We start from the raw sequence: 22384 nt of genomic DNA on the forward strand, positions 1-22384 counted from the left end.
AGCCCATCACCGCCACTTCCGGCCTAATCACTCCCGTTGCCAGCGGCTTTGGTTTCATGGCTCAGCTCAATGGTGGTCGTTCAAAAGAAATCGTCATCGCCACGCGTGGTACTACCAATTCCATGGCAGATTATGGAACAGACATCAACGCAATCCCAACTCCCGGCCCCACAGGCCACGCCATTCACAAGGGTTTTGGCACCACCTTTAAAAGCTACGTTCAGCAGCTTAACGAATTCATCAAGCAGCAAAACCTGGGTTTCAAGCCCACCGCAGTGCACTGCATGGGTCACAGCCTGGGCGGCGCGCTGGCTAACCTCAATGCCGCAGCCTGCGCTGAGTTAAACCTGAACGCGTACCTGTACACCGTGGCGGCACCGCGTGTTGGCATGTTGCCGTATGCCGAGCACCTGAGCAAAAAAATGAATACTGGCCATGTGTACCGCGTGGCCAACGAGGCCGACATTGTCACCATGGTGCCGTGCTACCCCTTTGTTCATGCACCCTACGTGCATGGCACTTACTTGCTCGATGCCGGTTGGCTGAACATCAACCCAGCCATGCACAAGCTTGCCAACGGCTACAGCAGCATGGTCAACAGCACCTGGAAGCAAATGCAAAGCCACACCAGGGGTAAGCAACAGCAACTGGAAAACTCCATGTACCCCGCCAACAACGCTGAAGCAGGGTGGTTCGAACAACTCGCCAAAATGCCCGGTGCCATGTTCAGTGGGCGTTTGCTGAAACTTATCAACAAAGCCATTCACGACATGCTTTCCCGCCTGGGCGCACAAAGCCTGCTCAGCGTTGGCCACTACGGCACAGGCGCATTCACTGTGCTCGACCAAATGGCTGAAATTCTCGCCCGCTACGCACAAGCCAGCTACAAACAAAGCAAAGAAGTGGCTGGCATGCTCAACGCCATCATGGCTTACCTGGGCCGCCCAACCCACGCCTTGGCCGATGCCTCGGTGGCCACTATTCGCTGGGTATTCGGGCTGCTGCACCAGTCAGTCAACACCATGGCCAAACAGGCCATTCAACTTGTGGGGCGGTAATTTTCGCAGGCCTGTTGCTGCTTATTTTCTTTCAAGTGAATGAGGGTTAAAGTATGCGCATATTAAAATGCGCATGAAGTTCCGATGTCCGTCACTAAAACTCACCTTGCTCCCCGGTCCGGGGCATCGGGCAAGAGGGCAGCAAACCTTACTTTAAGCGTTGATGTTTTGGAATCTGCCAAAGCCTTGGGTATCAACATTTCTCAGGTTTGCGATAACTACCTTCGAGAGGTAGTTCGCAAAGAGCAAGAGCGCCGTTGGCGGCAAGAGCATTCAGAATTTATTGCCGCATACAATTCAATTATTGAAGAAGAAGGTTTGCCATTGGACCAATGGAGAGGTTTCTAGTGGCGCGTTTTGATGTGTACTCCAACCCGGGTAACCGCAATCTGACTGTTGTGTCGTTGATTGATGAACAGGTCAGAATAATTTCAGCCCTCGATTTTTTGTTTCAGGGTTATTAAAAAACTGATTCACCTTCGTGGCAAAACAAGCCACTCCAACAAATTACAGTTGTCACTTAGCCCATCTTGGCAGTTTTGTAGGTAAAATTACGCCCCCTCATTTAGGTCGACAAGTAAATGCATCCACCAGCATGAATGCAGAGTAACAAAGGGTGACAAGCGATTTTGAAAGTTGAAATAGGGTTAACTCTAGGTGGTATACTCGAAAGTCTATGACAGTCACAAAACTGCCATGCTGCGTGTGCACAATTGCGGGGCGCTGTGGCAGGAATGCAGTTTGCTTAACGCCTATAAAAATTTACTGTCAACGGAAGTTACTCGCTGCCGTTTGACACTACTGAAATATTAAAACCAGTCGATCGGTCTTTTTTCGGGTCGGCAACACCAACACATCGGGAGCATCATGCAAACCATCGAGGCTATTAAAGTCTTCTGGCCAGCAGCGTTAACGGGAATTATTTGCTCCTTACTGGCCAGTCTGCTTATTGTGGCCACCAAGCGCTGGCATGGCGCTTTCAGTATGGACGGCACCAATGGCGTGCAAAAATTTCACACTGCGCCCACGCCGCGTATTGGCGGTATTGCACTGGCCGCTGGTTTTCTGGGCACCTGGTTTGCACTTCCTCATGGTTTTTCTCAAGGTACAGCAACCCTGTTGGGTTTGGTTCTAATTGGTGGCATTCCCGCTTTTGCGGCTGGTTTGCTTGAAGACTTCACCAAAACAGTGTCGGTTAAAGTGCGCTTGTTTGCCACTGCAGCCAGCGGTTTGTTGGCTGCGCTAATTACAGGCTATTGGGTGAACAGCGTTCACGTACCTGGCATTGATTCGCTGCTGGCATTTGCCCCAGTTGGTATTTTGTTTACTGCTTTTGCAATCGCTGGCATTGCAAACAGCGTGAATATTATCGACGGGTTCAATGGCTTGGCCAGCGGCGTTGTTCTTCTTATGTTGCTTACCATTGGCGTTATCGCGTACCGGGTCGACGACACTGCCGTGTTGAACCTGGCCATACTTGGCGCGGCTGTGGTTGCCGGTTTTATGGCGGTTAATTACCCCAAAGGCTTTATTTTCCTGGGCGATGCAGGCGCTTACAGCCTGGGCTATTATGTGGCTGTGCTGGCCGTGGCCTTGGCTATGCGCAACCCTGCAGACGTCAGCCCTTGGGCCATGTTGCTGGTGTGCGGTTACCCGTTCATTGAAACCTTGTTCAGCATTTACCGCCGTGCCAGCCGCAAGCGCAAGCACAACCCAGGCTGCCCCGATGCCTCCCATTTGCACAGCCTTATTTACCGCCGTGTAGTTAGCCGCAAGTTGTTGCCTTACGCCCCGGCCTGGAAGCGCAACGCCTATACTTCGCCTTTTTTGTGGGTTTACTCATTTATTCCCATGTTGGGTGCAATTTTCTGGCCGGAAAGCCTGGGAATGGTGGTGGTTTGGCTGTTGATCAGCTTTGTGGTTTACCAGCGCATGTACCGTCGCATGTTGCGCTTAAGCATTTACTTCAGAAATCGCAAGGAAATGGCGAGCTAAAGCAGCTTTCTGCTACCCTTTAAGCCAATATGCCAATTCTGGTTTTGACCCGTCATTTCAATTAATAGAGTTAAACGATGTATTTATCAGCTTTCGGCCAAAAGATCCGATACGCAATGGTTTGTGTTGTACTGGTGGCCAGCGGCAGCGTATTTGCACAAGCACCGCTCGGTTTGGCTGGCTTTGTAAACGATCAACAACTTAACCGTTCAAATACGGATCGTTTTAACGCGCAACCCAATAACTTGCCTGCGAATGCTGGTGCGGGTCTTGTTGGCAAAGCCAATTCGGAAGCAAACTCGGCGAATAATATTGACGGTCAGGGTGCCGAGGAAATGCAGCAGCCCCAGGCGCAGCCTTTGCCCAATCGGCCCCTTAGCCTTTTTCAGCGCTTCGTATTCGAAAACACTGGCAAGTTGCTTTATCCATTTGGCACGTCTGCGCTCAAGGCCGACTTAAAACAAACGCAAGCTGAAAATGCACCAGTTTCCGCCGACTATGAAATTAGCGCGGGCGATCAAATTTTGGTGCGGGTGTGGGGCGCTATCGATGTGAACCACACCGCCGTGGTCGATCGCGATGGTCAGCTCACCATTCCTTCAGTGGGCACCTTCCCGGTTGCCGGTGTGCGTGCCCGCAATCTTGATCAATTCCTTACTGCTGAAATCAGCAAGTACTACAAAAACTTTAACTTAAGCGCCACCCTGGGCAAGCTAAGTGGTGTCAGCATTTACGTGGCGGGCCAAGCGTTGGCCCCAGGTATGCACACGGTAAGCAGCACCAGTACTTTGGCCTCAGTTGTGTTTTCTGTGGCGCAGCCTGGTGTCAACGGCAGCTTTCGCAATGTGCAGCTGAAACGCGGTGGTGTTACTGTGGCCACCTTCGACCTTTACGATTTGCTTCGCAAAGGCGAACTCAACGACGACCGTAAACTCCGGGCGGGCGACGTAATCTTTATCGGTCAGGCTGGCGCGCGCGTAGCGCTGAATGTAGCCGGCCCTTCCGCCGCAATATTCGAATTAAAGCCAAGCGAGGGGTTAAGCGACATTCTCGATATTTCTGGTATCGACCGCACCTTGCTTCGTCAAGATTCCGTTCTCATTGAAGGGTTTAATCCAGATAACTTCAAGGCACCCCGTGCAGTGGAGCAGCTTAGCTACAGCCGCGCCTTGAACCAGGCCGCCCTGAAAGACGGCGACATTGTTACCCTGTTCCAAACTCGCCGAGAATTTACCAACGCAGTTACCTTGAAAGGCAATGTGGCCACGCCCGCCCGCTACCCGCATTTCGAGGGCATGCGAATTGCCGACCTTATACCCAATACAGATGCCTTGATTCAAGACAGCTATTTTAAAAAGAAGGGCGCGCTGGTTCAATTCAACAAAGACGACGCCGAGCGATCAGTTAAAGACCCAACGCTGAAAAGTCAATTGAACATTGACGATTCCAAACTGTTCAACAAAACCGACCAAGGCGAGGAAGGTGAGCAAAAAATTGAAGTGGTTGAAGACACCATTTCAAACATGCTTTCCCAAATTAACTGGGACTACGCGGTTATTGAGCGGCTCGACCGCCAAGAATTGCAAACCCGCTTAATTCCGTTCAACCTGCGCAAGGCCATGGCAGGCGACCCCAACCAAAACCTGCAGTTGCAGGCTGGCGACGTGGTTACCGTATTCAGCGCCAACGATGCTCAAATTCCACGCTCGCGCCAAACTGCGTTAATTAAAGTGACCGGCGAGGTAAAAGCCCCCGGATACTACCAAATTGCCCCGGGCGAATCGCTGCGAGATGTCATTGTAAAAGCTGGTGGCTTGGCAGAAGACGCCTACCTGTTTGGTACCAAACTAACCCGCCGGTCTATCGCGGTTGAGCAAGAACAGCAAAAACAGAAAGCACTTGAACAAGCGGAACGCATGTTGGTGTCTGCCCAGGCCAGCAATGCAGCTTCTGCTATTTCGGCTGGCGATGCCGCCAACGCTCAAAAGCAAGCCCAAATTCAGGGTGCTTACCTGGAGCGCCTGCGTAAAATGAAACCCGAAGGCCGTGTTGTGCTCGACATTAAACCCGATGCACAAGGCATTGCTGAATTGCCACCGTTGGCGTTGATCGATGGAGACGTGGTGTCCATTCCTTCGCTACCCGGCCAGGTGGCAGTGTTGGGCTCCGTTTACAGCCAGGGCGTGTATGCGTTCGAGTCGGGCAACACGGTGTTCGACTACCTGGGCTTGGCTGGTGGCGCAGCAAAAGGCGCAGACGATGGCTCAATTTTTGTAATACGCGCCAATGGCACCGTAAACAGTGCGCAGCAAGGCTGGTTGCCTTTCGTAAGCGGCTTGTACGGTAAACGCGCCCTGCCAGGCGACGCAATTTATGTTCCCGAAGATTTCGAACGTGTGTCGCTAACCAAAACCCTGATCGACATTTCCCAAATTTTCTATCAGGTTGGTTTGGGTGCCGCTGCGGTTAACGCCATTCGGGATTAACGGGAAACACGCATGAATTCGAATATTGATTCCCAGCCAATTGGCGATTACGACGACGATGAAATTAGCTTGGTTGAATTGGCTACCACGCTGGGCGAAGAAAAAAAGCTGATCTTCGGTTTGCCCTTTGCAGTGGGCATTGTGGCCATTGTGGCTAGCTTGTTTCTAACGCCGATATTTACCGCAAAAACCACGCTGCTGCCACCACAGAGCGGTGGCGGCGGTGGCGCCGCAGCTGCATTGGCCAGCTTGGGCGGGTTGGCTGGTTTGGCTGGTATTAGTGCGGGGGGCACGACAGCCGACACAGTAATTGCCATGCTGCAAAGCCGCAGTGCGAAAGACCAAATTATTGATCAGTTCAATTTGGTCGAATATTACGAGGCCGAACTACGTACAGACGTATATGGAACGCTGAATGAAGTGGTTCGGGTAGGCAGCGATAAAAAATCGAATTTGATTACCATTGAGGTCGACGACAAAGACCCCGAGCTGGCTGCCAAAATGGCCAATGCTTATTACGCGGTGTTGAAAGACCTGATGACTCGGGTGGCAGTTACCGAGGCACAGCAACGTCGCCAGTTTTTTGAAAATCAGTTTGCAAAAGCCAAAGAAGAGCTTTCAAACGCTGAAGTAAAGCTGAAAGAAACTCAAGAACGCACCGGTTTGGTTGAACTTCAAAGCCAGGCAGAGGCCACCATTGAGGCTGTAGCCCGCCTGCGTGCTGAAATTGCACAGCGGGAAGTGCAACTAAGCGCCATGCGCACTTTTGCCACGCCCGAGAATTCAGATTACCGTCGTGTGGTGGCTGAATTGAATGGCCTGCGCGTAGAACTCAAGAAGCTGGACAAAGGCGGCACAGGCGGCGAATTGGGTTTGGTGTCGGCTGGCAATTTGCCCGAACAGGGCCTTGAATACGTTCGCGCTTTGCGCGAAGTGAAATACCAGGAAGCGGTGTTTGAAATTATGGCCAAGCAGTTTGAACTGGCCAAAATCGACGAAGCCAAAGACGGTGGCAATGTGCAGCAATTGGACATGGCCGCTGTGCCAGAGCGCAAAAGCAAGCCCAAGCGCGCCCTGATTGTGGTGCTAAGCGTATTGGCAGCGGGCTTTTTGGCAGTGTTAATCGCCTTGTTGAAGGGCGCCATGCGCAAAGCGGGCAGCGATGAAGAATCAGCCACACGCCTTCAGGCTTTGAAAAAAGCCTGGCGCCTGCGTGGCGAATAGTGTTGTAAGTAAACTATCGCCCTTTAAATATGGGGTGGTGTTAACGGCAGTTTTGTTGTAAGTTTTATGTTGCGCGCGTTTATTAATCCTATCCAAGGAGAATTCTCTATGAAAAAATTTCTAGCTATCCTGGCTATTGCCGGAATGAGCATGGGCACTGCTTTTGCCCAAAACACAAACGCTAGCCCAACTGGTGAAGCCAATGCAAACCCCAACGCAGCAAACGCTGGCGCTCAAGGCGGTGGAGCTGGTGCAGGCGCCGGTGGTGCTGGTGCCGGTGCAGCTGGTGGTGTAAGTGCCGCCGGTGGCCTGGGTATTGCTGCTGGCTTGGCAACGGCTATTGCTGTTGCGAACGACAACAACAACATCCCCGTGTCTGTTTCAGCATCGCAGTAAGCTGCAACACACTAAAACGCCTCCTGACAGGAGGCGTTTTTTTTTGCCCAACTCATTCGTATTTGCAAAGTAACCCACAGTGCCAACAATGAATCGCAACCTTGTATTGCCCCTTGCCTGCCTTGGCTTAAGTGCATGCGCGTCAAATTTTACAGCTGCATACAAAATGGTTCAGGCACTGGACACAACGAACCCCACGCGGTTTGAGCAATTTCAAATGAACCCCAATTTGCAGTACCTGGAAGCGCACACCGTGGGCGCCCAGGCCATGATGGTGTTGGGTTACGTGGCAACGCCCAAACAACAGCCCCCTGTGCAAACCTGGTACGACTCGCAACGCGAATTGCTGAGGCTGCAAAACGGGTTCTTGATCAGTATTACCGGTGTAAACAACTATATAAGCACAACCGAATACACTTGGGCTGCCCCTGACCAGCAAGGGGTGCAATTGCCCACCAGCAAAACTTACAGCCAGCCCGATCAACAAATTTTTAATAAAACTGTGGCCTTGCGTTTTCAGCCAGTGCCCGAATCAACGGTTAATACAAGCAACAGCGTATTGCGCAAACGCCTATTAGAAGCCGCGCAACAAGGCAGGCAACCTTTGGTGTGGTTTCAGGAAGTACCGCAGCCCAACAGTGAAACTCCTTACAGCCTGCATGCATTTGCCAGCAACGGAAGCCCCGTGTATGGCAGCCAGTGCCTAACCCCCAGTGCCTGCATAGAATGGCTGCACCGAACCAACCCAGCACCCAAGCCATGAAACTTAAAACAACCGCAGCCCTGGCCTTGTTGATTGCCCAGTTTGGTTGGGCCCACGCGGAAAGCATATACGCGCCAAAGCAGGGCGAGCGCCTTTCAGAGCTGCTTATGCGCGAGCAACTATTGCCCGGCAGCGCCACCAATAGCGAAGGGCAAACCCTGCAACTGGGCAGCATGCTGTTAAAGCGTGCTGAACTGTACAACAAGCAAGCACTTCAAAAAACGCAACTTATTACGCTGCTTGGCATGCAGCCCACAGGCAAAGTGCCTGCTTATTTAAAACCATTGGTGGAAAGTTTGCCCACCACAGGCCGGCAACTGCTGCCCACGCAAGACGGCCATGAAATGGCCGCCAAAATAAACCTGGACCCGGTGTTACAAGCCAATGATTCTGTAGTACTGCAACCCACAGCCAACCATATTGCCGTGCTGGGCACGGGTGGGCAGTGCGTGGCTGCGTTTAAACCGCAGGTGTCGGTAATTGCTTATTTACAGCAATGCTTTCCAAAAAGCAGTTGGTACACCTTTGGCGAAGGTTTTGACCATGCCTGGCTGGTACAACCCACCGGGCAAATGGTTAAGCTGAATGTGGCGCTGTGGAACCAAACCGAGCAAACCCTGCCGCAACCGGGTGCGTGGGTGTGGGCACCAGCACGCAATAGCGGCTGGGCCGAGCAAGAAAGCCTGCAACTGGTTGAGTTTTTGCAAACCCAAGGGGCATTTAAACAGGCCAACAATGCCACACCAGTGGTGGCAGCACCCACGGAAACTATTACACCGGCCAGCAATACGCCTTTCGATTACACCGTGCGCCCCACTCGCAGCGATTGGGGCACAGTGGGCCTGCTTCAAATGCCCAGCGCCCGCATGGCCGAGGAAGGCACCATTAGCCTTACCGCCAGCCGGGTTGAACCTTATTCACGCTACTCATTCATTTACCAACCCTTTGAATGGCTGGAAGCGGGTTTTCGGTATTCCATTGTTACAAACCGCCGTTTTGGTCCTGATGCCTTCAGTGGCGACCGCAAATACCAAGACAAAAGCGTAGATGTGAAACTACGCCTGTTAAATGAAACAGCTTACCTGCCTGAATTGGCCGTGGGTCTTCGCGATATTGGCGGCACTGGTTTGTTTTCCAGCGAATATTTTGTGGCCAACAAACGTGCGGGCCAGTTCGACTTTACCCTTGGCTTGGGCTTTGGCAACATGGCCACCGGGGGCGGTATATCAAACCCTTTTGGTTTTATCAGTGATGAGTTTGAACGCAGACCCCAGGTCAACTTTGGGGCGGGTGGGCAAGCCAACTCGGAAACTTATTTCAGGGGTGAAGCTGCCTTGTTTGGCGGTGTTGAATGGCAAACTCCTTGGCACGATTTGATTTTGAAAGTGGAACTGGATGGCAACGACTATTCCAATGAACCGCTGAGCAACCCGCAGGCACAAAGCAGCAATATTAACTATGGTGCGGTGTACCGCATTAATGACTACATCGATTTCAGCGTAAGCGTGCAACGCGGCAACACCATGGGTTTTGCCTTGTCGTTTAAAGAGAATGTAAGCAAATATGCAGTGCCCAAAATAACTGACCCCAAACCTGTGGTGGTTACGCAAGGCCCACGCCCTGCCAGCACCAATTGGGAAAAAACCGTAAAGCTGGTGGAAGAGCAAACCACCTGGAATGTTGAAAGCGTTCAACAACGTGGCAGTGAAGTGCAGCTTACGGTTAAAAATGCCGACGTTACCTACCCAGCCAAGGCTGTGGACAAAGCCACCGCAGCCCTGCATGAAAACGTGGCAGAAGACATTAACTGGTTCAGCTTTGCCTACAAAAATCGTGGTGCAAATATTGCAGAGCATGTAGTAGACCGCAACAAGTGGGCTGAAGATAAAACCCAGCTAGCGGTGCGGCAAAATGAGCAACAAACAAACGTCAACTCCGTGGTCGCTGTTGAGCCCAATGGCTACGCCTACAAACCCCTGTACACGGAATACGACCCGTGGTACAACGGCGCTGTTGGCTTGGGGTACGAGCAAACTTTTGGTGGCGCCAATGGCTACCTGTTTCAGTTTACAGCCTATGCCAGGGGCGAAGTTGAACTAACCAACAGCACTTGGATAACTGGCCGTGTAGACCATGTATTGGGCGGCACATTCGACAAGTTTACTCAAAACAGCGCCAGCAACTTGCCACCTGTACGTACTGATTTTCGCGAGTATTCAACAGCCTCGGACACCAAACTAAGCAACTTGCAACTTAACCATGTGGGCCAGCTTTCACAAAACCATTTTTATAGCTTGTATGGCGGGTATTTGGAAAGCATGTTTGGCGGCGTGGGCGGTGAATATTTGTACCGCCCCATGAATTCACGTTGGGCCTTGGGGGTAGATGCCAACCGCGTAAAACAGCGAGCCTTTGAACAAGACTTTGATTTCAGAAATTACACCGTGAATACCGGCCACATTACGGCATACGTGGACACAGGATTTGAAGACATACTGGCCACGGTCTCAGTGGGCCAATATTTGGCTGGGGACAAAGGTGTTACGGTAGACCTTTCACGCGTGTTTGACAACGGTGTAAAAATTGGTGCCTACGCCAGTAAAACCAATGTGTCGGCTGAAGATTTTGGTGAAGGAAGTTTTGACAAGGGCATTTACCTGCGTGTGCCTTTTGATGCGCTATTTAGCAGCACCGTGCCGGGCGATGCCAGCTTTAACTGGGTGCAGGTAACGCGAGATGGCGGGGCGAAGTTGAGAAGGGTGTTGAGCCTGTTTGAAGAAACGAGCGTGAGAAGCCCAAGGGCTTTGCAGTTCAAACCAGCTATGCCTTAGATTTTTGTATAGCAGGGGCAAATCAATTGAACGTATCTATCGTGGCTAAAAGTTGTCCTGCAGCGTCTTTTGTGGCTAGCTTTGGTTCGCCAATTGTAGGCCACTGAATGTCAACTGTTGGGTCACACCATAAAAGGTTTCGCTCGTGCTCTGGATGCCAGTAATCGGTAGTTTTGTATAAAAACTCAGCGTATTCACTTGTTACCAAAAAGCCATGCGCAAAGCCGGGGGGTATCCACATTTGCTGCTTATTCTCCGCCGATAGCTGTGCCCCAACCCATTTCCCGAAATTTGGTGATGACTTGCGAAGATCTACCGCAACGTCGAACACAGAGCCCGCTGTAACACGCACCAGTTTGCCTTGCGGGCATTCAATTTGGTAGTGCATCCCGCGAAGCACACCGCGGCTCGATTTGCTGTGGTTGTCTTGAACAAAGTGTACGTCGAGGCCCGTTGCTTGATGAAAATCCCTTTGATTGAAACTCTCGAAGAAAAATCCTCGATTATCCCCAAACACTTTAGGCTCTAGAATTAGCACTTCAGGTAGTGTAGTTTGTGAAACTGTAAAAGGCATTTTTATGTTTCTTTTAAAAGGTTGAGCAGATATTGCCCGTAACCATTCTTTTTTAAAGGGTGTGCCAGTGCGGCAAGTTGCTCGGAGTTGATCCATCCTTGACGGAAAGCAATTTCCTCTGGACACGCAACCTGTAAACCCTGCCGTTTTTGAAGTGTTGCGATGAAACTTGCTGCCTCTAAAAGGCTGTCGTGGGTCCCCGTGTCAAGCCAAGCGTAACCCCTTCCCATAATTTCAACATTCAGCTGTCCTAGTTCCAGGTAGCGCTTATTTACATCAGTAATTTCTAGTTCGCCACGGGCCGAAGGTTTAATTTCAGCAGCTATATCGCAAACTTGTTCATCGTAAAAATATAGGCCAGTTACCGCATATTTACTTTTTGGGGCAACAGGCTTTTCTTCTATGCTTATTGCTCGCAGGTTGCTGTCAAATTCAACCACGCCATATCGCTCAGGGTCTTGAACATGGTAAGCAAACACGCTGGCCCCGATTTCTTTTTGATTGGCGCTGTTCAGTTGTTTTACTAAGTTGTGCCCATGGAAAATGTTGTCGCCAAGTACCAAGGTGCTAGGGCTGTTGTCAATAAAGTTTTTGCCAATAACGAAAGCCTGCGCAAGCCCATCGGGGTTGGGTTGCACAGCGTACTGAATATTCATGCCCCACTTGGAGCCATCATTCAGTAGTTCCGCAAATCGAGGAGTATCTTGCGAGGTGCTAATAAGCAAAACATCTCGAATACCGCCCAACATCAACGTGCTCAATGGGTAATAGACCATGGGTTTGTCGTAAACCGGCATAAGCTGTTTGCTCACAGCTTGAGTAATGGGGTAAAGCCGGGTGCCGGAGCCCCCGGCTAGGATGATGCCTTTGCGAGTCATTCGTTTGTTTCCTTATATTGTTTGGCCACCCATTTCCGGTATGTCCCGCGTTGTACGTTGGCGACCCACTCGGGGTGATCCAGGTACCACTGTACAGTCTTGCGGATGCCGGTCTCGAACGTTTCGGCTGGCTTCCAGCCAAGTTCGCGCTCGATCTTGCGGGCGTCGATGGCATAGCGCCGGTCATGGCCGGGGCGGTCTTGCACGTGGGTAATTTGAGTCTTGTAGCTCCTGCCGTCGGCCTTGGGGCACAGTTCGTCAAGCAAGGCGCAGACGGTGTGCACGATCTCGATGTTGGGCTTCTCGTTCCATCCGCCGATGTTGTAGGTTTCGCCCAGGCGCCCGCCTTTCAGCACCCGGCGGATGGCGCTGCAGTGGTCTTTCACGTACAGCCAGTCGCGCACCTGCATGCCGTCGCCGTACACCGGCAGCGGCTTGCCTGCCAGGGCATTGACGATCATCAGCGGAATCAACTTCTCGGGGAAGTGGAATGGCCCATAGTTGTTGCTGCAGTTGGTGGTGAGAACCGGCAGTCCGTAGGTGTGGTGCCAGGCCCGCACCAGGTGGTCGCTAGCGGCTTTGCTGGCGCTGTAGGGGCTGTTGGGCTCGTTGGCGTTTGTTTCTGCAAAGGGCGGATCGTCTTTGGAGAGGGTGCCGTAGACCTCATCGGTGCTGATGTGCAGGAAACGGAAGGCCACCTTCTCTGCCTCAGGCAGACTTCCCCAATAGGCACGTACAGCCTCGAGCAAACGGAAGGTGCCAACGATGTTGGTCTGGACAAAATCTTCGGGGCCATGGATGGAGCGGTCCACATGGCTCTCGGCGGCAAAGTTGACCACCGCACGGGGTCGGTATTTAGCGAGAAGGCGATCTGCCAGGGCACGGTCGCCCAGATCGCCTTGCACAAACACATGCCGGGCATCGTCATCCAGACAGGTCAGGTTCGTCAGGTTGCCGGCGTAGGTGAGTTTGTCAAGGTTAACGACCGGCTCGTCGGATAGGGCTAACCAGTCGAGCACAAAGTTGCTGCCAATGAAGCCGGCACCGCCGGTGACAAGGATAGTCATTGAAAATACTGGTCAAGAAAATTGATTAATGTGTTAAAGGCTCAAGCTTTTTACCGAGAAGAAGTTCAAAGTAAGTTCGTCCAATAGTGTCCCAGGTATAACGCTCCTGCGCGATCCGACGCATGTCAGAACCAATATGGGCTGCATCGGTAGTGTCAATATTGACCAAGCTCCTGAGTAGTGACTCAGCATCTTTGAAGAAAATGGCACAGTCCTCCGTGGTGTAGCGATTGAAAATACAGTCGAATGCCAGTATTGGAAGTCCAAAGTGCATCATCTCGACGAGCGAGGGGTTAGTTCCGCCTGCCGAATGCCCGTGTACATAAACGAATGCATTACCCCTTAATGTGCGCAGTACTCCCACATCGTAGATCGGATCAAGTAAGTGCAGATGAGCGGTGTCTGCAAAGCGTTCGCGTAACGCACAGCCAAACGCACTATTATTCCAATTGCCCACAAAGACTAATGGCAGCTCAGGGTTGGAAGAAAAGGCCTCAAGGATCATGGACACATTGTTTTCTGGCTCGATACGACACAGAGCTAATGCATAGCGTTGTGGAAGAGCAGGCCCCTCATACAGCTTGATGGATTCCAGCAGAGCATGGTCGCCACCGTATGCGATTACGTGGACATTGCGCCCGTAGCTATGCCTGACGTGATCTGCTATGCCGGCATTGTCGGCCACTACCTCGTGTGAATACCGCACGGCCATTCGCTCGGAAAACCGTAGAAACCAGCGTGTGACTCCCTTCCACTTATCACGCTTCCACTCAACCCCATCAATATTGGTTACGATGCGCGTATGTGACAACAATCGAATCAATGGCAAAGAAACCGCGCCCGATGTCCCTAAAAGAAGAATTACGTCGCTACGGTGAAAAATGGATGACAACAGTGAAAGGATGTCGTAAATAATGCTAGAAATGCCGTTTGCATTCAACCTAATGTAACGTAACTTGGCACCCAGATAATTATTGAGCTTAGCTGAATATTTATTTGCACTGCAATAAACTGTCAATTTCCCTTCAAGCGAATGCATCTGATGATATCGCGCTAGATTTTCAGCGAGCGTCTCAAAGCCACCGTAAGAGGCTGGTATTCCGACTGTACCCAAAATAGAAATAGACTTCACTTATTTTTCCTCGCGCTATATTGACATCTCACGACATCGCTTAGTGCGTCTGCAAAAGCTGCAGGCGAAAAGCGTGCAGATCTCTGGCGAGCAGCTTCAGAAAGCTGTAAGCACAAGGCTTCATCGTCGGCCAACTTAAGGATGGCTTCAGACAACTTATCGCTATTGCGACTATCGATGATGTAGCCCTCGCAGCCGTCATCTATCAGCTCAAGCGGGCCGCCGACTGGTGGTGCGATTACCGGCACGCCAAAGGCCATAGCCTCTAGAAGTGTGAGCCCAAAGGTTTCGACACACAGGTCCGGTCGAGACAAGTTAAGAACAAGACTAGCATTGGTGTAATGTGAAGCAGGGGTTGCAGTGCGCGGGTAGACGGTCATATTAGGTGGTAGATTGAAACAACGAAAGTAGTGTTTCATGGTTGCAACATCGTCATTCGCCACTAAGTTGAAATGTATGTCGTCACGTCCAGCGAGCCTAGTGGCAACCTCAACAAACTCAGGAACTCCCTTATAGTCTCGCAGTGAAGCAAGCATCAGAACATTGAAGCGACCTTCACGACGATGATGAAATTTGCTGCATGCACCTTGAGATAAAAAATCTGAATCGAGTGAGTTGTACACAATATAGGAATGAACGCCACGAATAGACAAGCATCTACGGTGGAATTCCGACACATAAATTAGTTGCTGCGCGGTTAAACGAGCAACAGTGGTTAGAAACCACCGCAAAGGTGCAGGGCTGATAGAGACCTCATGCAAGTGATATATAACATGTCGACCAGTAATCCGTCCGTAGAGGGCGGCACCAAAAGGCAACAATGTGTTTATGTAGATTAGCGCATTCTTATCAATTTCACGTGAACGAAAAAGGCGCACAAACAAGACAATCTGACTTGTCAAATAAGTTATAGAGGTTAGAAGGCGAGACAACGTGCGTCGATACCAGTAGCGAACAATCGTAACGGCTGTTTCATCCAAGCAACCAGAGCCATCGCTCCCCACAAATAGTAGCGAATCATCTCCTTCATGTGAAAGCGCAGCAATGGCTTGTTTCAGGATTGATGGACTGCCAGAGCGGTCGTTGAGCAGGTGAACGAATACAATCATGTGCAATAGAAGAATCGGTCACGAGTTTTAGTGCGTATCATTTTTTTCATGATCAAGCGCATGGGTAATTATTAGCAAAAAAGGTTTGAAACTGATAAATAATATTTAGGCTTTTAACTTTCTGCATCAGGTGTTCTCAGTGCTTCTGGCTAAACGCTTTGAATAAAGCATGAGTGTAAAAGCAATTAAAGTAGATACCTGGGGCGAAAAAATTACGTGTCCAGCAAGTACTGAATGAATCAGCGTTAATGCAATCGCAAAAGAATGCAGAGGGGTAAGTTTAGACAGTTTCGCTTTTCTAATAAGATAGTAGATTAAAGTCAAATATAGAAAGAAACCAATCCAACCATACGCCCAAAAGAGATCTAATGCGTCCATTTCAAACATTGTTGCGTCACTTGCACTCCTCCCTAAAGGAGCCATAGATAATGAGCGAATCAAACCTTCACCTGCGCCAAACAAAATTATAATAGAGTTAAAATCATGATTAATAAGGCCGGGCAATATGGCTTCATAGTAATCAGATCTTCCTCTAAAAATAAAGCCCAACATATTGCCGTCAATCAAGCTACTTAAGAATGTTTTCCCTAGAATCGTTTCGATTTCATTGCCGTAGGCTATTAATAATACTATCAGTAAAACAGAAAGTGAAGTTAGCTTCACAGAAATTAATAACCCACTTGACGCACGGTTTTTTCCTGAGTGCAACAGCCAATTAGCTATTGGAATCAGAATAGAGGCGATTGAAGACTTCGTTAAAACAATAATCGCAGACACACAATAGATTGCCAGGGCAATAAAATTTTTAATTTTATACAGAACTTTCAATCCACCAATCCATACCATAACAGATGGTGCAGTAAGCAGTAACATTAAGCCTACTTCATTAGCGCCAATCATGAACCCCCTATTACCGGAAATATCGGTGCCTCTTCCTGCAATGTCGGTGCCCAATCCACTAACTCTACCTAGAATAATCGATATTATAACAAGGATTCCGGTAAGAAGAATGCCATGACTTATGGTCGATGTTGAGATTATATTTTTCTCGGATAGTACGATAATGGTAGCTAACAAGACGGGAAAATACATAATTTTAATTGCGTTCGAGATTGCGAGAAGGCCGTAATCAAGTGTATCGGACACTAATAATTGAACCAAGGTGACAATCAAGAAATAACTGAATGTTAGATATAAAGGGGGTAATATCTCGGTAAAAAGCCTGCTGCAATTAATTATAATTGGCAGCGCCAAAGCCAATACGCAGAGTCTCCCTAGTAGAGAGAGCGGCATAAAATCATTAGTAAGTCCTCCAAATGTGTCCGCGATGGGTAACAATGTGAAGATAAATAGTACTGATATCTTGTGAATATAGTTCATTTCGAATGGTTTTACTTGCAGATCAGAATCGCTCAGGGTATTCGGCTAGGCGAGTAGTGTACTTGGCTACATAGTCATTGATGGAGCAGATGTATTTCGCGGGATTGCCTGCGACAACGTGATTACTCGGAACGTCTTTACTAACCACAGATCCTGCACCCACAACCACATTATTTCCAATGGTTACGCCGGGTAAAATTATTGAGCCCACACCTATAAATACATTATTCCCAATTCGAATTGGATCTCGATACGAGCGACGTGAGCCAGGCTCTATTACGTCTTGCTTTATGTTGAGCTCCTTTATGAATAAGGTGGGCGAAGCATCATGAGCAATTAGAGAAACCCCTGTCAAAGTACAACCATCACCAATGATGAAGTTGTCACCTTTGTGAGATTGCGAAAATTCACAGTTAATTATTAACGTCTGCACCCCAATAGAGGCTCCGCAGCTTTTGAGATGTTTGATATATGATTTGTAGTAAAGCTTAAAAAAGAAATGAATTTTACTTAGTTTGTAAAATAAGAAGTATAGGTGCCTCATTGCTGCAGGTCCTTCAGTTGATTATAAAGTGTTCTCCAAGAGTATTGTTCCACAATTTTCTCCGACAGCATTTCCATGTCAATTATCTTGTTTATATATGTTTCTGTGTAAGCGTTCTGTATTTGCTGGGCTAGAGATTCTTTTGAAAACTCATGTGAATAAAATGCGTATTCGCCAAGGATTTGTTTCGTTGCAGTATTTACAAAGTTGCTAGGTGTAAATGCAACGACAGGTAATTTGCTTGCCGTTGCCTCAAGCAGGGTTTGTCCAAATGGTTCATATATTGACGTGAATAAAAATATATCAGATCTTTTGTAAAACTCCTCTGGCGCATTAGTGGATCCGATGAAGCAAACCCTACTCTTTAGGTTCAATTTCTCAGTTAACATCTCTAAGTTTTTTCTTTCTTCCCCATCACCTACAACTGTAAGTAGAAAATTATTTGGCAGTATCGATAGTGCTTCAATGGCAATATTGATTCCTTTGGCTGAAACAAGTCGCCCCACGAAAAGCAACTCAACCTTTTCAGGCGAGTAAGTTGTCTTTCTGCATTCTTGATGAAACCGTTCCAAGCTTATGCCTGGCTTTACTCTATGTACTACTGTGCCATTTCTTGCTTTCTGAATTTGAATCGTCATTATGTCTGAGAATGCGGCAACTTTGTCGCTTATGGCAAATGCGATCCACTGGGATGCCTTATTGATAGAATGCGATATCAAATTCGACTTTTTTCTGTTGGTTTTGTTATCTTGATACTTAACCACTCCCGGTACCAAATATACAATATTCTTCAATCCCGCCATTCGTGTCGCAATTACATTTAGATGATATCTTGCAATTGTTACGTCAGGATTATATTTCCTGAGCACCCTTCTATAGGTAATCGTCGCGGATATTAAGTTTAAAATAAAGCGAAACGGCTGGGGTGCCCAGTAATAAGAATTGTAATAAAAATGTGAATGCGCATATTCGTGGTTTTTATTATTCTCTGAGTCGTCACATGGCTGATTGCTAGATACAATTATTATCTCATCCCCGACTTTTACCCCTTCACTTGCAAGATGCCTAATTGAATTCTCAATACCTCCGATGTGTGGGTAGGTTAAATTACTCGTGATAACTATTTTCATGCCAGCTTTTTGCATCTAATATTTATTTTTAAAAAAATAAAACAATTGTTTGTTTGTGACATATAGCAGTGCTGCGTACACAGTTATTCCAATGCAAAGCCCAAGAATGAGCCGCATCAAAGGAGTACCAATCATGTGTGTGAAATACCAAGCTGTTAGTCCAGCTAAGCCTGCTTGTAGTGTTGGCAGGGCGATTTGTTCGGAATATTCACCTAATCCGGCGCCACAAGTAGGCCTAATTAAAAACAACCACCCTGGTACAAACAGCACAGCCATCAAAACAGCCATCGCCCAAGCCATCCCAATAGCGCCCCACTGCGAGCCGAACCAAACTACAGGTATGACAAGGAATAACAGCGCTGCGTTCCACTTCGTGGCGAGTCGTACATGCCCCAATCCAAACAGCAAACTCCCCGCAGGATTTCCGAATGATCGCAGCAGCCCCCAAAGAGCAAGTACCCGCATCAAGGGGCCCGCTTCCATCCATTTCGGACCGAGCATTAGCAAGACGATTTCAGGTGCAAACACCGCGATAGCGACATAAATGGGCGCGTTGATAGTGGCCGTCATATTCATCGTTTTAAGGTAGACCTGCTTTACCCTTTCCTTGTCATACTGAATGGAAGAAATCAGCGGAAAGCCAACGCGGGTAAAGATCGGGTTGACCATGCCTTGTACTTGCAGGATGAGATTGCGTGGCACGCTGTATAAACCCAACAGGCCCGCGCCCAAGATCCGCCCGCCTAGGATCAGGTCGACAGTGAAATTCACGTGGTTGATGACGTTATTCAGCACCATGCCACCGCCAAAGCGTGCAAACCATCTGACTTCACTCCAACGTAAACGCCAGGCCGGTCGCCACCCTTGTGCCAGCATTCGCCAGGACAGGAACATCGTTAGCCAGGCGCTGATCATCGCGGCTACAACCAAAGCATAAACACCCCAGCCCAGCCAAGCCGTGAATACGGCGACTGCAAAGCCGACCATCGCTGCGCTGATCTCGATGAGCGCGACCGGTCGGAAGTTGAGTGACTTCTCGGCATCCATGCGCAGTTGCTGGCCGAACGCTATGACCAGAAAGTTGGTGGCGATCAGGAGCATCAAAGGAATTAACTGTGGCTCTTTAAAGAACATCGCTGCCAGCGGGCTGATGGCCATGACGATAAGCATCAATGCCCCGCCCACTGCCACGCTCAACCAATAAAGGCTGCTGCGTTCCTCGTGGCTGATCTGCTGCCGCTGCACAAAGGCGGTGCTCAGACCCATATCACTAAATAATCCGGCGTAGCTCAATACCACCAGCACCATGGCCATTAGTCCATAGTCGGTTGGCGTCAAAAATCGCGCCAAGACCACGATTTGCATTAGTTGCAGCCCTGCCCGAGCGACGGATGAGGCGGTTGTCCAACGTGCGGCGGAATAGGTTTTCGCAGCTAGCGTCATGCCTTCTTCGCCACCACAAAATACCCCGCTGTCTCTGCCTCGCACTTCCAGTACTTATCCAGCCAAGGCGCGATGCGCTGATCAATAGCCCATATCCCGCGCAACAGCAGGCCGATTGCCTTGCGAATGGGCCACGGCCCGAGAACCAGACGCGTAGTCTGGTAGTTGAACTTCAATGTCCACATGGTCCAGAACCCGGTAGTCGGATAGACCTGAACATCCACGAACCCGGCCTTTTCAAACAGGTATTGCAGACCAAAGCGCGTGTAGCGGTAGTAGTCATAGGGTGCTTCATGCACCCACCACATGAACGGTACCTGCAGGATCATCGCCCCCTCCCGCTTGAGAATGCGGTGAGCCTCGCTGAGGAAGACTTGCGGCTCGCGCAGGTGCTCCATCACGGAGAGGGAGATTACTGTGTCTGCGACTTCGTTTTCAATGGACAGTGGCTCGTTGAGGTCGGCCAGGATGTCGGCTTTGAGATCGTGCAGGCTGCTGCCCCAGTCAACGCCGGTGTAGGTGTCAGCGTAGTTGAGCAACCAGTCCTTGTAAGGCATTTCGCCGCAACCGAGATCGTAGAGGTGACCTTCATAGTGATCCGTAAACCGGTTGAGCCACTCGTCCCCGATGTCATAGATCAGCCAATTGTGGGGTCGTCGGTTGGAATGGGTCTGACTGATGGTCATTTGAAAAAGGCCCTCACAGCATCAATTACCCGATTTCGGGTGTCCTCTTCCATCCCGTACCAGAGCGGCAACCTTAGCAGGCGTTCGCTTTCGGCGGTGGTGTAGCGGTCCTCACCATGAAACCGTCCGTACTTCTGTCCTGCTGGGGCGGTGTGCAGTGGCACATAGTGGAATACCGCCAGGATGTCGTTCTGCTTCAAGTGCGCCAGCAGCGCGGTGCGCTCGACCAAGTCCTGACACTTCATGTAAAACATGTGACCATTGTGCTGACAGTCACCGGGTATAGTTGGTAAGACCAGCCTCCCAGCCGCTTCAAGATCATCAAATGCTTCTTTATAAGCGTTCCATGTCGCCAGACGGTTGGCTGTTATAGACTCCGCCATTTCAAGCTGCCCCCAGAGGTAGGCCGCCTGAATTTCAGAAGGTAGGTAACTGCTGCCCAGATCCACCCAAGTGTATTTGTCCACCATACCCCGAAAGAACTGGCTGCGGTTGGTCCCTTTCTCACGGATGATCTCGGCGCGGTGAATTAATCGCCCGTCATTCAGGATGAGCAATCCACCTTCACCCCCACTGGTGAAGTTCTTGGTTTCATGGAAGCTGTACGCCGCCATGTGGCCTAAAGAGCCAAGCGGTTTACCTTGGTAGGTGGCCATCATCCCTTGTGCAGCGTCTTCAATGACGAACAAACCATGCCGCGCGGAAATGGCGTTGATTGCCACCATATCGCTCGCCACCCCCGCGTAATGCACCGGCACGATGGCCTTGGTGCGCGGTGTGATGGCGGCTTCGATCAGTGTTTCGTCCAGATTCAGCGTGTCTGAACGGATATCAACAAACACAATCTTCGCACCGCGCAACGCAAAAGCGTTCGCGGTACTGACAAAGGTGTAGCTCGGCATGATCACTTCATCGTCGGGCTGGATGTCGATCAGAATAGCCGCCATTTCCAGCGCTTGCGTGCAGGAGGGGGTAAGCAGGGTTTTAGGACAGCCCAGATTCCTCTCGAACCATTCCTGGCACATCAGTCCGTAGCGCGCATCGCCCGAGATTTTGCTGCTCTTCATGGCAGCGAGGACGTGGGCATCTTCGTTGCCGGTGTGGGGGGGGGTATTAAAGGGGATCATTCGATATCTCAGTTAGAAATTGCTTCTCTAGCTCAAGAATGCTTTTCTTTCGCTCTTTCATTCGTTTGGCAGGAACGCCAAAATATATCCCCCAAGGATCAGTGCTAATATTTACCAAGGACATGGCACCCACTGAGCATCCCTCGCCAATATAAACGCCAGGCATAACAATACTATTAGCCCCAACTATTACATGCCTACCCAATATAACTGGTTCAAATATTTCCTTCTTATATTTTTTCGGAATCAAGGAATTTGTAAGCGATCCGCCGGAATAATCGTCGCTCTGAGAAAAGATTTTTACTCCATATGCAATCGTAGTAAAATCAGAAAAAGTGATTCCTGGAGTACCTCCCGCAACTAGGCACATGGGCGTAATATGACAATACTTCCCAATTGTAACGCTACCTGAAATAACGCAAAAGTCATCTATGCGAGAGTGATCTCCAATTTCAATCTGCTCGCAATCATAAATGCTGGCCTTATCACTTATCTTCACGTGAACACCAATGCTTTTGAAACCTAGGCTCAGCAATTGATCTTGATTTAAATAGGCCATGA

20 protein-coding genes are annotated in these 22384 nt (G+C 49.6%); 8 read left to right on the top strand and 12 right to left on the bottom strand.

Features of this window, described 5'->3' with window-relative positions:
* Positions 1–56: 56 nt before the first annotated feature.
* From FRIGORI9N_RS01125 to FRIGORI9N_RS01160, 8 genes are all read left to right on the top strand, one after another.
* Positions 57–1058 carry a lipase gene (locus FRIGORI9N_RS01125; protein WP_236550773.1) on the top strand — a complete coding sequence of 334 codons (1002 nt, stop codon included), beginning with the start codon at positions 57–59 and terminating at the stop codon, positions 1056–1058.
* An 84-nt stretch (positions 1059–1142) separates the two neighbouring features.
* The gene (locus FRIGORI9N_RS15540; RefSeq protein WP_159568079.1) at positions 1143–1406 is read left to right on the top strand and encodes a type II toxin-antitoxin system CcdA family antitoxin; all 264 of its coding nucleotides are present in this window, start codon (positions 1143–1145) and stop codon (positions 1404–1406) included.
* 519 nt (positions 1407–1925) lie between these two features.
* Positions 1926–3053, top strand: coding sequence for a glycosyltransferase (locus FRIGORI9N_RS01135; RefSeq protein WP_159568080.1), 1128 nt, complete (start codon positions 1926–1928; stop codon positions 3051–3053).
* A 116-nt stretch (positions 3054–3169) separates the two neighbouring features.
* A complete protein-coding gene (locus FRIGORI9N_RS01140) occupies positions 3170–5539 on the top strand; it encodes an SLBB domain-containing protein (RefSeq protein ID WP_159568081.1) in 2370 nt (789 codons plus the stop codon).
* A 12-nt stretch (positions 5540–5551) separates the two neighbouring features.
* Positions 5552–6763: a GNVR domain-containing protein gene (locus FRIGORI9N_RS01145; protein ID WP_159568082.1), complete on the top strand. Its 1212-nt coding sequence runs from the start codon at positions 5552–5554 to the stop codon at positions 6761–6763.
* Positions 6764–6871: 108 nt separating this feature from the next.
* Positions 6872–7159, top strand: a complete 288-nt coding sequence (locus tag FRIGORI9N_RS01150) for a hypothetical protein (protein ID WP_159568083.1) — start codon at positions 6872–6874, stop codon at positions 7157–7159.
* Between the two features lie 217 nt (positions 7160–7376).
* The gene (locus FRIGORI9N_RS01155) at positions 7377–7922 is read left to right on the top strand and encodes a hypothetical protein (RefSeq protein ID WP_159568084.1); all 546 of its coding nucleotides are present in this window, start codon (positions 7377–7379) and stop codon (positions 7920–7922) included.
* Positions 7919–10753, top strand: a complete 2835-nt coding sequence (locus FRIGORI9N_RS01160) for a YjbH domain-containing protein (protein ID WP_159568085.1) — start codon at positions 7919–7921, stop codon at positions 10751–10753. Before FRIGORI9N_RS01155 ends, FRIGORI9N_RS01160 begins: the two co-directional genes overlap by 4 nt.
* A gap of 22 nt (positions 10754–10775) precedes the next feature.
* On the opposite strand, the gene rfbC is transcribed toward FRIGORI9N_RS01160, so the two are convergent.
* The 12 genes from rfbC to FRIGORI9N_RS01220 form a co-directional block, all read right to left on the bottom strand.
* Positions 10776–11327 (bottom strand): dTDP-4-dehydrorhamnose 3,5-epimerase, encoded by a 552-nt coding sequence (gene rfbC / locus FRIGORI9N_RS01165; protein WP_159568086.1) that lies wholly within the window; start codon positions 11325–11327, stop codon positions 10776–10778.
* A 2-nt stretch (positions 11328–11329) separates the two neighbouring features.
* Entirely contained in the window at positions 11330–12205 is an 876-nt protein-coding gene (gene rfbA / locus FRIGORI9N_RS01170; protein ID WP_159568087.1) for a glucose-1-phosphate thymidylyltransferase RfbA, read from the bottom strand.
* On the bottom strand, positions 12202–13272 hold the full coding sequence (rfbB, locus tag FRIGORI9N_RS01175) for a dTDP-glucose 4,6-dehydratase (protein WP_159568088.1): 1071 nt from the start codon (positions 13270–13272) through the stop codon (positions 12202–12204). The genes rfbA and rfbB overlap by 4 nt, the downstream gene beginning before the upstream one ends.
* Before the next feature lie 25 nt (positions 13273–13297).
* A complete protein-coding gene (locus tag FRIGORI9N_RS01180) occupies positions 13298–14404 on the bottom strand; it encodes a DUF1972 domain-containing protein (RefSeq protein ID WP_159568089.1) in 1107 nt (368 codons plus the stop codon).
* Positions 14401–15513 (bottom strand): glycosyltransferase family 4 protein, encoded by a 1113-nt coding sequence (locus tag FRIGORI9N_RS01185; protein WP_159568090.1) that lies wholly within the window; start codon positions 15511–15513, stop codon positions 14401–14403. Before FRIGORI9N_RS01185 ends, FRIGORI9N_RS01180 begins: the two co-directional genes overlap by 4 nt.
* Positions 15514–15639: 126 nt before the next feature.
* Entirely contained in the window at positions 15640–16467 is an 828-nt protein-coding gene (locus FRIGORI9N_RS01190) for an O-antigen ligase family protein (protein WP_159568091.1), read from the bottom strand.
* A gap of 448 nt (positions 16468–16915) precedes the next feature.
* Positions 16916–17437 carry a DapH/DapD/GlmU-related protein gene (locus FRIGORI9N_RS15545; RefSeq protein ID WP_159568092.1) on the bottom strand — a complete coding sequence of 174 codons (522 nt, stop codon included), beginning with the start codon at positions 17435–17437 and terminating at the stop codon, positions 16916–16918.
* Positions 17434–18567: a glycosyltransferase family 4 protein gene (locus FRIGORI9N_RS01200; RefSeq protein ID WP_159568093.1), complete on the bottom strand. Its 1134-nt coding sequence runs from the start codon at positions 18565–18567 to the stop codon at positions 17434–17436. Before FRIGORI9N_RS01200 ends, FRIGORI9N_RS15545 begins: the two co-directional genes overlap by 4 nt.
* A gap of 15 nt (positions 18568–18582) precedes the next feature.
* Positions 18583–20010, bottom strand: coding sequence for an MOP flippase family protein (locus tag FRIGORI9N_RS01205; protein ID WP_159568094.1), 1428 nt, complete (start codon positions 20008–20010; stop codon positions 18583–18585).
* A complete protein-coding gene (locus FRIGORI9N_RS01210) occupies positions 20007–20696 on the bottom strand; it encodes a class I SAM-dependent methyltransferase (protein ID WP_159568095.1) in 690 nt (229 codons plus the stop codon). Before FRIGORI9N_RS01210 ends, FRIGORI9N_RS01205 begins: the two co-directional genes overlap by 4 nt.
* The gene (rffA, locus tag FRIGORI9N_RS01215) at positions 20693–21823 is read right to left on the bottom strand and encodes a dTDP-4-amino-4,6-dideoxygalactose transaminase (protein WP_159568096.1); all 1131 of its coding nucleotides are present in this window, start codon (positions 21821–21823) and stop codon (positions 20693–20695) included. Before rffA ends, FRIGORI9N_RS01210 begins: the two co-directional genes overlap by 4 nt.
* On the bottom strand, positions 21810–22382 hold the full coding sequence (locus FRIGORI9N_RS01220; RefSeq protein WP_159568097.1) for an acyltransferase: 573 nt from the start codon (positions 22380–22382) through the stop codon (positions 21810–21812). The genes rffA and FRIGORI9N_RS01220 overlap by 14 nt, the downstream gene beginning before the upstream one ends.
* Between the last annotated feature and the right edge of the window lie 2 nt (positions 22383–22384).

The sequence above is a fragment of the Limnobacter sp. 130 genome, assembly GCF_902506325.1.
In the GTDB taxonomy this organism is placed as follows: Bacteria; Pseudomonadota; Gammaproteobacteria; order Burkholderiales; family Burkholderiaceae_B; genus Limnobacter.